We start from the raw sequence: 12,713 nt of genomic DNA on the forward strand, positions 1-12,713 counted from the left end.
TCCGGTGACGCTTCTGTTTTTTGTACATCCTAAATTACTAAAAAAATAAAATATAATTATATAAAAAATATATTCCTTATATATAAAATATAAAGCCCCTGGGCAGGGGCGTCACCGAGTAAAATTATTTTGGATTTTTAGGATGTTGAAGAGACAGCCCGTCCAAGCTGAATTGAGATGCAGTCGCTGGTGAATAACTAACCTCAGGAGGAGACAATGAGTCTTTCGACTATGCTTTGTAACTTGAGACTTGATTCTTGTGTATTTGATCCATTTAAAGTTGATGAAGGTTCAGTTCTAACCGAGGAAGGAGCAGGGCCTGCCCAGAAACAGGAATGTGCAGCCATGTCGACGACTGAAGCCGTTATTCCCGTACAATATTACTTTGAAGACGATCCTGTAACAGTGATTGAAGGAAGTTTACTCGATCCGAACGGCGAAGATTTGACGAAAGTGACTTGTATAGAGTGCAGATTCTATTCGAATGAAGAAAGCTTGCTCAGTCATGGTTCATTTGTTTGCACGCGGAGAGGAGAATGCCTCATGTCCTGTGACGAAGCGAGGATTTGCAGCTACTTCAAACGCAAAGATGCTCATGAAAACAATGGTTGATGCCGCCGGGATGATCACGCTCAGTTTCGGCCAGTAGCAGCTGACGCCCCTTGTTCGCAATAAACATCAAAGTTATCATCTCAAAAGTTTCAAGAGCAACTTGCCCCACATAAGGGTATGAACCTCATATCCTTGTTCAGTCTAAGGTGCGAACCGTCGTCGCAAATAATGATTCCAAAAGCGCCAAGTCCTAATGCCACACTTCCTCCTAAATGGATATCTGTAACAAATTGAAACTTCTTGCCAGCTTGCACAAGTCGCACATGATTCAAAATTAAAGCGCTATGTTATGATGAAATTCATATAGATATATTCATATACTTTAAGCAATGAAGTAATTTCGACGATTCAGGTCATGGGTGCCTTGAACGTCAACCGATCCAAGTCTCGTTGGAGTACGAGTGTCGCTTTATTTTGAACGACAAGGACAAAAAATTAACCTTACTCAAGAATAAGCATAAGTGTCGACCTCATCGAATACATATACTTGAGAAGTACCAGCCGGGTACGTGTGAACGGCCCGGTGAAGTGGTTGAGTCCGAGGTGACGGCCTGCATTTCCAAACAAATGGAATTAGGCAGTGGTGGCGCGGCAGTTGAGCGAGGAGCATGGCCTCTCTGAAGCTCTCTATAAAAGCTGTCGTATGCGATTATGCGTTGGACGTCGCTGAATGGATCGGTAAACAAACCAAGGGAAGCCTGGAACTTTTCGCTAACGAGCGTGAGGACTCTAGAGTGCTCCAGGTGGCAGCGTCTCTGTAAGAGAGACACCGGGATGATGCGAATCAAAACGGCAACGAAGACAACCTCCCCCAGTAATAATGGGGACGGTAGGTCTTCAACTCATACAAAATCAAACAATCTTTCGGACTTCGTGTCCGTCAACACAAAAAATCACAGAATCCTGGTATCGCCGGATGCGGGACAACCGCACGTCCGGAAATTAACGGGGCTTGGAATTAATCCATTCTACCGTGAGCTGTTCAGCTCTGCATCTTTGCCGGGGCAGGGCTGGGCAGCTTCAAATCGTCGAAATGCATTGCTAAAAGGGGTGTTCATAACCATGAATACCCCCTTTTCCTGTCGTTTGAGCAGAAAATTGCTGAATTTACTGAAAATTACTCAGTTTTAGGCGGTTTTAACGCGTTTGAAGGCAGGTTTCTGCCATTGGCTGCGCTGCATTTGCTGAAATTGGGCTGAGCCGCAGGTTTACAATGCTCTGACGCTGGGTAGGGCCGGTTGAACATCCCTCCATCAGCCTGATCCCGGTTCCCATCCTCGTAAGCATCCCAGCATCGTTCCTGCTCAAGATCACCAGCTCATCGTTCGCATCTCCGAAGCACCCCAGCTCAGCCCCAAAATCAAGCTCCAAACTTCGCTCCTACTGGGAGTTCTCCCTCTTGGGCAGGGTCCTGGCCCCGAAACTGGTCAAAAGCCCAGGAAGACCCCATTCCGCCCCAACGTACGTTTTCAGCTGACTGTACGCCACAGGAACAGCGAAGAACTGCGCCACTTAACAGCCAACAACACGAGGTTTCGTGCTTACGACGTTCGTTTATAGCAAAGAATTACAGATATATAAGTACATAACCCTTTCACATAAGGAGAACTGGTATGGCTAAGAAGCAACAGATTGAAGGTGAGGAGTCCAAGAGGTTCGAGTCGAAATACAATCCGACTATCCTCAAACAACTCATCAGCGAGAAGCTCAATGCTGCTCAGATTATGGAACGCATGGGCATCAAGCATAAGCAGGTGCTCAAGCAATACATCCTGCGTCTGTGCAGCGAAGAGAAGATTTATCATGATGTTGACGGACTTTATACGAAGTCTACGACCCGTCCTCGGGTGAACACAAAAGGTCAGCTCGTGCTGAACTTGGAGAGTTTTCTGCCGGAGCACATAGAAGTGCAGCCCGGAGACGAATTCTCCGTCGCCTATGAAGATGACAAGCTCATCTTGATGAAGGTGTGACGGTCAATGCCGGAAAAGCCATGCCCAAAGCGGTAATGGCTTTTTCGTTTCAGGACGTGCGTAAAGTGCGTCAAGAAGGAAAGTACGGTATTGCCCAAGAACGTGGATTGGGAAAATCCGGGAAGTCTAAAGAACTCAACCGGATATCCTCAGAACTGCGTTTGGCCCAGGTGTAGGGGACGTTTTGAAAGAACGATTTCAAAGCGTTTCTGTAGCTAAAGCCGGATTCAGGAGGTGTTTCGCAATGAAGGTCGGACCTTTCACTGAAATGAAGCATGTGAAAGCGATCAAAAAGATTCTTGCGGATCGACCGCGTGACCGCATGCTTTTCATCTTTGGAATTAATGCAGGACTCCGAGTGCAGGACATACTTGCTCTTCGAGTTAAGGACGTCTCGTCAGTCAAAGTCGGTGATCGTATTTCGATCATTGAAAAGAAGACGGGCAAGGAAAACGTCCTGATGATGAACTCTGAAATCAAGGCTGCGCTGGACATCTACTTGTCTACTGCGAAGCCGAAAGAGGATCACTACCTGTTTAAGTCTCGCAAGGGCAAGAACTATCCCCTGTCCACTTATGCCGTCACTATGATGGTCAAAAGGTGGGCTGCGGAGATCAACGTAAAAGGAAACTACGGTGCGCATACTTTGCGCAAGACGTGGTGCTACTTTCAGCGGAAGCAATATGGTGTGAGTTGGGAGGTCATCGCGAAGCGGTTGAATCATTCAAGTCCGTCAGTAACACGACGTTACTTGGGTGTGCAGGCCGAAGAGGTCGAAGAAATCCTGCTCAATGCAGTTTAACCTTTGGCAGGGGCGAAAGCCCCTTTTGTTGAATGAGAGGACATTATGAAAACGTATTATCAAGGTACTTACAGCCATCCGTTGGTTGCTGTCGATGTTGAACGTTTACTTCGTATGCTTGATCGGATGCCTGGGTTGCAGGTCATGACCCAGGTTACCTGTGAGGATGAATTTCCTCTGGCGGACGAGGAAGATGGTCATATCGCGGAGTTGCTGCATAAGATTGGCGATGTTGGGTTTCGAGTTCATTTGAAATCCAAGAAATAGCATCGTCTTGTTTGGGGTGATCATGGGATCACTTCAGCTTCATCATCATTTCCAACACATAGCACGTGGAGGTGTAGCATGGGCGTCTATCAACGTGATGGTCGCTTTTTGGTCTATTGGCATGAGAATGGAAAGCGTCGTGACAAGAGTTTTGGCCGTGGTGAGAAGGCCCAGGCCCTGGCTGAAGCCTTTGACCAGGCTGTCAGGCAGGCCGGGGAAGCAAGTGCTCCTGTTCCTGATCCGGTAGGGTTTGTTCCTGAAGCATCTTCGGAAGGGAATGCCGAAGGAGATGGCCAGGACGAGGAAGCTGATCCTGAACCAGCTCCGATTCCTGTGAAAGACAGGGGCGGTGGGATCACCTTCGGTGAGTTATCGAAGATGTACCTGAACCACCTTCGGGTGTCAGGGCGGACGGAAAAACACATCGTCACTCTGGCTGGGTTGCTCAAGAGCATGTTCTTCCCGTTGATCAGTAAAGACAGACCCGCCTCATCCATCACCTACCTTGACGACATCGTTCCTTTCATCAGGTGCATGCAGGGTGAAAGCGAGCAGACGAAGCAGCCTCGAGCACAGGCAACGGTGAATCGGTACGGGGATTACCTCGGGGCAATCTTCAACTTCGGTGTCGAAAACGAATTGATTCCGTCAAACCCCATCAAGAAGCGGAAGAAGTCCAGGGAAAAGCCCAGGAACGTTCAGCTCACAGTCGAGGATGCAAAGATGATTATGGAGCACGCGGAGCCTCACATCAAGTGGGCGATGGAAGTGTGCTTCAGCCTCGGGACAAGGCCGGGTGTCTCCGAGTTACTCTCACTCAGATGGGAGAATGTGGATTTTGTGAAGAGCACGGTCCGCATCTACGCAACGAAGACCAAGACGTTCCGCACGGTCCCATTGAATCCGACCTTCCTGGAACGCATGAAGGCCATGAAGGAGCAAGCGAAATCCCCTTGTGTCATCGAATTTAGGGGGAAGCCCGTAACGACGATCCGTAAGTCCTTCAACAACGCTTGTGAACTTGCGGGGATCACATACCCTGTGAGGATGTATGATCTTCGGCATCTCTTCGCGACGACCATGCTCAGCAACGGTGCTGATCTTGCCGCCGTGTCCAAGTTGATGGGGCATAGCACGATCAAGATGACGGCGGACGTTTATTATCACTACTTGGAAGGTGAGAAAGAACGCGCCGTGAGCACGTTGCCGAGCTTGGTTGCCGTGTAACACTTTAGCAGGGGACGGGGTAACTCCCGCCCCTTTTTGATTGGAGGCGATCATGTCCACAGTTGAAGGAAGATGCTATTGTGATATTTGCAAGAAGTATATATCTGACATTGATGAATTTACTGGAACTGCGTTGTCATTTGAAAACGATAAGCATATCTGCAAAAAATGTGTTGAATATTATATTGAAAAGTCTGGAGAAAAGCAGGTTGTAAGCCTTGAGCAGGTGGAGGAGTTTGTGAAAGAGAACGGCAACAGATTGAAAAAGGACAAGTCTGCTGCGGATAGCGTTTTGGACGAACTGTTGAAAGACAGTTGATTGGCCTTTGCAGGATATGGGTAAGAGGATCAGTCCGGTAGCGCGGTCTGGTCCCCTTTCTGTTTCAAAAGCATAAATCAAAGGAAGGACGATATGAGTCGGGCAGAACAGTGCTGGGAATGCGGCCAGCCTTATGAACCGTCAGCCAATGATAGATGCAAAACAATGTGCCCTGTTTGCTATGAGATGAGGCGCATCCCAGACTATCTGAAACAGGATGCGGAAAAGTGCGTTGAGTCCGTGGACCTCAATATTGGTGAAACGCTGACATAGTAGAGAAGTGTCGAAGAGGGGATCAGGCCGGTGATTCGGTCTGGGCCCTGTTTTTTCCCTACGAGAGGGGTGAGGCGGGGGATCTGGAAGAGCGAAGTGCATCGAAACCAAACGTGCAAGCGCCTTCGCATTTGAGAGTCCTGCCGAAAACAGCGCGTCTTGGTTGACCCTGAAAGGAGGGAGGTCTAGAAGGATTTTACGGTCTTTCCGAGGTGACGCGATAGTTGAATTCTAAACGAGGATGTTGCTTCCCGCACAGTTTCATTCCGCACCAAGCTTAGAGCAAGGAGCACGCATGGGATTCTTTAAGTATTTGAGAAAGAATGTCGTAGATTGGCATGAAAATGTTAATAAAGTCACTCAGGGGAGGGCACGAGATCAAACAACATTGGCGGGTGATTCTGGTGAAGAGTTTGTTAAGCGTCTTTTAGGTCATAAGAATTTTTCTAAGGGCGGAGGAGGGTTGATGCTCTCCAACAAGCGCGTACCAATTCACGAAACAGGGAAAAGAGAAATTGACTTCATAGTTATTACACAAAAAAAGATTCATATTGTTGAGGTGAAAAACTGGAGTGGCCGTATACATGGAAAAATCAATGATGACATGTGGACGAAAGAATCTGGTTTTATGTGTGAGCCGGGAGATGTGAGACAGTGTGCGAATTTAGTTTTTGATAATTATAAAAAGTCTAAGGTTTTGTCTAGTTTTTTAAATGGTATTGGCTATGACGTTGTTCCGGAGCAGATTGAACACAAGGTTTTTTTTGTGGATACAGTCAGGGGCGATGGGTCAATTAGGCTACACATGGATAGGTCGATAGAAGAGTCGCCCTATGTTATAACAACACCAAAGCTTGATTTCTACCTGAACATTGATCAGGCAAATAATGTTGACGATGCCTCCTATTTTACGCGTGTTGCAATTGAATTGGCTGACAGACTGTTAGAATATATTCTCGGGGAAGAGGTTGCTGGGCGTCTTGCCGACGGATTGTTGGGGCGGGTTGGCAAGGAACAACACAAAAAATTGCTTGAAGACTTTAAATGTTTACCTACGTGGGACCATGTAAAAATCTTCGGAGGTGATGTTCTTCGGGGGGATATTATGGGTCACTATGGAAAATACGGCAATGACTGGAAGAATATGTTCATTGACAACTCAGGAATTGATATTGCTCGTGTAGGGAGAATAAAAAATTCGATTGCTGAAAGAAACTGTAATGATTTGTCTAGTAAAGGCATGTCTTTGCTTCGTAGCATGTTGATGGGGAACATGCCTCTTGTTTTGCACCAAAGCCTGAAGGAAATCATTTTTGGCTTACATGAACGACTTGAGAACATTCCAACTAACATGGCGAGAGGGAATGTTGAGTATAGTTTGCGGTTTAAGCCGGCAGGTAGCCCGACGGAAGTTGGGCTAGAGATGCCAACGATTACAGAAATACGCTATGGTAATCGTCAAGCTCACCTGCATTGGCTTTTTAACAATGTTGTTCCTCGGAAGTAAGTCATGTGGCATGTTTGCTGAGCAAGTACTGGTATGCGTTGTTTAATTCTTTGGCTTTTTCTTCAGCAAGTAGTTTGAACTCATCCCCAAGGTGCTCGACTTTGTCAGGATGATATTTCGATATTTTTTGTTTATAAGCCTTTTTGATGTCTTCAGTAGAGAAATATGTCCCGAGGCCAAGCAGTCCAATGTATTTCATTTCTACAAGATGATCAGGATCAGGGCCGGGGTTTTCATCGTTATCTTCCCCCCTTCGGTGCCCATCGTATTGGCCACTTTCGTATTTTTGTTTAGTATGTTCGCTATTTTTTGAAGATTCTCCCGTGCTTGACGGTCTATTGCGTTTGTAATCTTTTCTAAATCCCAAAATATTGAGCAAAAACTTTGGAGGATGTACGATGCATGCTCCTAAAATGAGTCCGGCAACGGTGTATTGGTCGAAGCCAAACAAATAAATAAATATAAGTATGCCTACGGCATAAAAAAATATCGAAGTCATATCCTAACCCTTCCCATGCTGTGCCAGTTGATGCATCTGCTGTATTGGCATAATTTGCAGGCGTGTCATGAGCGCACCTCGTTCATTTGACCTGGCGAGTTTCTTCGGGCCACTTGATTCTTGAGGGTGGCCCTCTGGTTCAGGTTGTTGCCGATCATTCCCGCGTAGGCCTTGAGGGCCATCTTCTCCAGGCTTGAGTGGGGCAGACCTCGTTGTAGTGCCTGCGCAGTCCTCAATCTAACCCCACTAACTAAATGTACATGTTCTCTCCTCTGTTGTTAAACTGAAGGGGCATTCCTTCAAATGCCAGGAAAAGGCCACCTTGAGCTCTCTGAACTAGGCAAGTGGGTCTTCGCGTAGCCCTGAGAAGCTCTCTCGGTGCCATTGATATGGCCATTCGCCGAGGGCAGGGGCCTGTTGCTCGCGGAACGCGGTTTCCCGTGGTGAATAGCCATGAGAGAGCGGTTTATATGTTCGAGTGGGCCCGGTGACCTGGGGGAGCTGCGAGGTGTCCAGATAGATGGCGAAAAGCAGCAACTTTTGTCGAAATTTGGCTTCGCTGATTATCGAACAACTCGCGTACCTGTTGAGCTTTGCCATGACTTGGCCTAGGCAGGGTAAGCCCCTGCTGCTCTGGTGACCCATATTATTTGGGGAGAAAGATTGGATGTCATGGGTCAAAAACTTTCGGTGTCGTGAAACAACAGTTGATGCTCTAAGGCGATGAAGCACTTCTTCTTATTAATTTAGGATCTTTAATGCGTGTAGTACCTCTGACCCAGGGCCTTCCTCATAATATGGACAATCTTTCGCACAGTCAGAGTTGACCTTCTGTCTTTTGTTTGAAATAGTTCTTTTATCACAGGTTTGTAGGCCATCACCCGAGAAGTGAATGCATGTCTCGCGTATTTTTTCCATTCTTAAATACCTCGTTTGAAATCTAGTCAATAATATTATTCAGCAGGTGCAGCAAGCATCACCTGTAACTCGCGCAGAATATTTTCTAGCGTTTAAGTCTTATAAAATAAAAAATTGCTACAGCTGCTGCTCCAGGCCACGCTCCCCAGAAATAAAAAGCATAAAAAATTCCAGCTCCCCACAGCATATATTCAATAGGTGCCATGACTACCTCTAAAAAAGTGACCTCCGGATTTCTCTTGGGAATCCTAATTCTTGGATGCTGGTCTAGCCTTTGGTGACCATGATCATGATGTTAACGCCTTTCACAGGCGCTGGCGGTTATCATTTTGTGGCATATGGTCAGATTGCTGTCCAGGTGTCTTGCCCGCTCAGCACCACCTGAACAGCGCGCATACGGATGCCTTTCTGAGCCTTGGCGGACAACTAGCGAGATCGATTGTGACCATGTCCGTTTAGGTCATTGAAGTTTTTTCGTGGGTTGCTAACTGCGCGTGTCCACTTGGCTGCCTTGTGACTTTCTAACCACAGCACCGCCACCTACGCAACCACTGCCGTTGGCTGGCCGTTGGCAGGACCGCCACTGAAAGCCACATTTCCGTTGGCAGACGCCAAAATGTTACGTTGGCAACCGTTGGCTGGCTAGCCAAAGTCTAATAATTTCAGCGTGCTGCTGGCATGGCATTCAAGAGGTCGTCGGTTCGATTCCGTCCAGCTCCACCACACATTTCCCAAAGAATAAGGCCGGTTAGGTAACCCTAGCCGGCCTTCTTCTTTTCCCGAATTCAAGCGGTGTCACCCATGATGTCACCCACCCCCCGGATGACATGGAAATCCCAGCGCGTTATGCCTGGAGTTGGTTTCCTGGAGGGCAACGTCTGCACGTAGCATGGAGCATGGTCAAACTTCATATGTGGTAAAACTTATGGAGGCAGGCGAACAGCGGATTGACCCAGGCTGCGCACAAAAATAGAAAGTATGAAGCTTCTGAGGCAAGTGAGGGGCAAGGGTTAGCTTTGGCAACAGCATGAGGGCAACAAAATCGCTTCAACTAAGCTTCAAAAATTGAAAGGTAATGAGATCCATAGTATTATGTCTGAGCACCGGCAGGAGTTCCGTACCAAGCTTGAGTCGCTGCGGGGTGAGTTGGAGCAGGTATTTAAACTATAGAACGGAAAGCTATTCGGTCAGTTTGAACAAGCTAACAATTGCTGGTCATAATTAACTTTTCCAGAGTTTCGAATGGGTAAAGATCATCTGGTTTCTATCATTTAGCATGGAGGAACAAAATTGTGATTAAAAATCTTCCCCAAAATCTCATACGATCCATTGAATCTGGAAAAGCGATGTTGTTTACTGGAGCAGGGTTTTCAGATGGGTGTGAAAATTTTAAGGGAAGTACTCCTCCTAGAGCGAAAGAATTAGCTCACAAAATTGCTGATCTAGGCAAGTTCACCAAAGACGATGACTTGACGTATGTGGCTGATAGGTATTTAAGACAAAATACAGAACGTTCCCCGTTGATAAGCTTCCTGAAAGATTCATTTACGATACGCTCAACAAAGGCAGCACATAACGCTATTGCTGCGTTGCCTTGGATGCGCTGCTACACGACAAATTACGACAATTCAATAGAGATTGCTGGCCAAGCGATTGGAAAGCGGTATGAAACAGCGTTTGTTGGAATTCCACCCTCTGAGTATTCCAAAAAGGATCTTGTGGTTCACATAAATGGCTCTATTTCAGAATTAACTGAAAAGACATTAGAAACTACATTCAAGCTCACAGACTCGTCGTACAATTCACCGGAAGGATTTTTGAGGAGCCCATGGTTTCATAATTTTAAAAACGATGTCGGGCGCTGCTCAGCCATTATTTTCATAGGGTACTCCCTTTATGATATCGATATAAAAAGGATCGTCGCAAATTGCGACGGTCTGGATGCCTACTTCATTACAAGAAAAGATATACCACAAAAAGAAGAGTATACCTTTAGTTGTTATGGGGAAGTTATTAAGTGTGAAGTCGCAGGCTTTGGTGAATTGGTTTCTTGCATAAAGGCAAGCACTGAGGATGGGAGCCTAACTGCATTGGCAGAGTGTGCATATTTACAAACCAATGTACAAGTGAGAGACATTGACCTTGAAAGGTTGTTTATATTTGGCAAAATTAATGACGATCTTGTTGAATCATCTGTAGTCGGGAGTGAGAAGTGGAATTATCTCTTTCGAAGAACATGCCTCTCAGATGTAGAAAACAATATATCACGGAATAATGTCGTTATCACTAGTGATCTCGGAAACGGAAAAACTGCGTTTTTGAAAGAATTGGCCCCATATCTACTTAGTAAGTCGCACTCTGTGTATATGATAGACGACCAGTATGGCGACATCATCGCGGATGTTGATATTCTTGTAAGAAGGGGCAAGCATTTTATACTTTTGATTGACGACTACTACAGAGACCAGAACCTGATGCGTTACCTGGCTGAGAATTTTTCTGTTCATGACCTTACTGTAGTTGCGACGTCAAGAACTACTTCTCATCACAAAGAAATAGCAAATTTAAAAAATTGGGGATTCCAATACGTACAGTACTCGCTAGACTGCCTTGACGAATTTGAGATGGATGGAGTTATTTCGTTAGCAGATAGCATGGGACACTGGGGTGAATTGGCAGGGATGCCGCCACGCGAAAAGAAGAACTGGATTAAGTATAAAAATGATTCTTCGCTAGCATATTTCCTGCTGTCTCTTTTCGACTCAGAAGATATAAAGAATCGCATTGAAAATAACTTGAGGTCAATCATAACAACAAGGGGGGTCAAGGATGTTATATTTGCCATAGCCATACTGAAGGTGGCGAACATTCCGGCCACGGCGAGCATGATCAGTGAAGTCTCAGGGAATGACTTCATTTACAAATCAACCCTCAGAAATGATTATAATTTCCAAAGCCTATTCAGTTTTGACAAAAGGGGTGCCATAATAACTTCCAGTGTTTTTGCTGCGTACCTATTAAAATCACAGTTTTCGTCTAACGAAATTAAAGACAGATTTCTAAATATTGCCGAAGAATTCAATGCCAAGAGTAGCTATTCCCGTGACCACGAATTACTCTTCAAGCATGTTTTGAAATTTTCCTCTTTGGAACGAATATTAAAGGACAAGGCCAAGATCACAACCATGGCAAGCTATTACGAGGATTTAAAACGCAGAGTTTCTTGGCTGAAAAATGATCCTCACTATTGGCTACAGTACGGAATGGCTCATCTTGTGTATGCGAACTTTGACAAAGCCAAGACACTGTTCGCCACGGCGTATTCATTGGCAGAGGCAAAGTCTGGCTATCATACGGACCAAATAGACACTCAACAAGCGCGACTTCTTTTGAAAGAGTATATTCTATCTGCCAATTCAAATGACGACTTTGATCGGTTTGAAAATGCACACCGACTGCTAGTTGGCCTTGAGGACGATCGCTACAAATTCAAGCAAATCGACTTGTATCGAAATGTAATTGAGGTGCATTATGCAAACCTTAGCAAGCCAAAAAAGGCTAAAATGAGACACTTTTGTTCAGCGATATTGAAATCTTCCCCTGTGGCTTCGTCTTTCAGCTATCTCGAACAGGACTTTATTGACCGGGTCATGGTGAGACTCCGGGAGGTATTTGACCAGCACATCATAAAGGGAAATCAAACCTAGCTTCATATATCTGCGTAGTCGACAGGTTCATATGTCCTTGATTTTACTTTGCAGCTTTCTAGTTTCATAGCTCAGTACTATGGTAGTCAACTGCTTTGCTGGCGCACATTCAAAACAATTATAGGTTAACGCGGGAATATTCGGCCAGGATCAATATATCTTTGCGCCCTTGGTCAACAACCGGGCAGATCTAAGACTTTAACTCCGATCCAACACCCCTTGTTGAATGTTAACTGCGGGTGGGTGACCCCTGCCGACCTTCTTCTTTTCCAGAATTAAGGCGGTGTCACCAGTTGTGAGGCCAGAGCAAATTTGCCCTGGCCCCTGTGCGAACAATCAACCCAGATAGACCTAGGCGAACTCCAGCTTCAGCCCGTCTTCAGTCTTCTTCACAGTGAACTTCTGCCCTTCTTCGAAATCGATCCCGGCCAGCATGTTGGCGCTGAGGACGATCCTGCCCTTCTTGTAGACCGGAGAGGAAGGGTAATCCCCCCAATAAAAGGTTGTTCTGAAAAGTAGAATTTTCTCGTAAACCCAGGCGAGGAGATTTTACATGAAGACGTCCCGCTACTCCGACAGTCAGATCCTGAGCATCCTGAAGCAAGCCGA

Annotated in this window: 11 protein-coding genes; 9 read left to right on the forward strand and 2 right to left on the reverse strand. The window is 46.0% G+C overall.

The window, feature by feature from the left end; all coding sequences use genetic code 11:
- Positions 1–216: 216 nt before the first annotated feature.
- The 8 genes from MLE27_RS11990 (at position 217) to MLE27_RS12025 (ending at position 6,980) form a co-directional block, all read left to right on the forward strand.
- Entirely contained in the window at positions 217–612 is a 396-nt protein-coding gene (locus MLE27_RS11990) for a hypothetical protein (RefSeq protein ID WP_243312311.1), read from the forward strand.
- A 1,613-nt stretch (positions 613–2,225) separates the two neighbouring features.
- Positions 2,226–2,585 (forward strand): hypothetical protein, encoded by a 360-nt coding sequence (locus MLE27_RS11995; protein WP_243312312.1) that lies wholly within the window; start codon positions 2,226–2,228, stop codon positions 2,583–2,585.
- A gap of 20 nt (positions 2,586–2,605) precedes the next feature.
- Entirely contained in the window at positions 2,606–2,761 is a 156-nt protein-coding gene (locus tag MLE27_RS12000; RefSeq protein WP_243312313.1) for a hypothetical protein, read from the forward strand.
- Positions 2,762–2,829: 68 nt separating this feature from the next.
- Positions 2,830–3,387, forward strand: coding sequence for a tyrosine-type recombinase/integrase (locus MLE27_RS12005; RefSeq protein ID WP_243312314.1), 558 nt, complete (start codon positions 2,830–2,832; stop codon positions 3,385–3,387).
- Between the two features lie 45 nt (positions 3,388–3,432).
- Positions 3,433–3,654: a hypothetical protein gene (locus MLE27_RS12010; protein WP_243312315.1), complete on the forward strand. Its 222-nt coding sequence runs from the start codon at positions 3,433–3,435 to the stop codon at positions 3,652–3,654.
- Positions 3,655–3,732: 78 nt separating this feature from the next.
- Complete coding sequence (locus MLE27_RS12015) at positions 3,733–4,881, forward strand: tyrosine-type recombinase/integrase (RefSeq protein ID WP_243312316.1); 1,149 nt, start codon at positions 3,733–3,735, stop codon at positions 4,879–4,881.
- Between the two features lie 52 nt (positions 4,882–4,933).
- Positions 4,934–5,200: a hypothetical protein gene (locus tag MLE27_RS12020; RefSeq protein ID WP_243312317.1), complete on the forward strand. Its 267-nt coding sequence runs from the start codon at positions 4,934–4,936 to the stop codon at positions 5,198–5,200.
- Positions 5,201–5,768: 568 nt separating this feature from the next.
- A complete protein-coding gene (locus MLE27_RS12025) occupies positions 5,769–6,980 on the forward strand; it encodes a nuclease-related domain-containing protein (protein ID WP_243312318.1) in 1,212 nt (403 codons plus the stop codon).
- Position 6,981: 1 nt separating this feature from the next.
- Here the strand turns inward: MLE27_RS12025 and MLE27_RS12030 are convergent, their stop codons facing one another.
- The gene (locus tag MLE27_RS12030) at positions 6,982–7,479 is read right to left on the reverse strand and encodes a J domain-containing protein (RefSeq protein WP_243312319.1); all 498 of its coding nucleotides are present in this window, start codon (positions 7,477–7,479) and stop codon (positions 6,982–6,984) included.
- 2,210 nt (positions 7,480–9,689) lie between these two features.
- On the opposite strand from MLE27_RS12030, the gene MLE27_RS12035 reads away from it, so the two are divergent.
- Positions 9,690–12,104 carry an SIR2 family protein gene (locus MLE27_RS12035; protein ID WP_243312320.1) on the forward strand — a complete coding sequence of 805 codons (2,415 nt, stop codon included), beginning with the start codon at positions 9,690–9,692 and terminating at the stop codon, positions 12,102–12,104.
- Positions 12,105–12,483: 379 nt separating this feature from the next.
- Here the strand turns inward: MLE27_RS12035 and MLE27_RS12040 are convergent.
- Positions 12,484–12,713: hypothetical protein (locus MLE27_RS12040; RefSeq protein WP_243312321.1), on the reverse strand; the 230-nt coding region annotated here is incomplete at its 5' end.

Origin of the sequence: Fundidesulfovibrio agrisoli (genome assembly GCF_022808715.1) — a bacterium.
Taxonomy (GTDB): domain Bacteria; phylum Desulfobacterota; class Desulfovibrionia; order Desulfovibrionales; family Desulfovibrionaceae; genus Fundidesulfovibrio; species Fundidesulfovibrio agrisoli.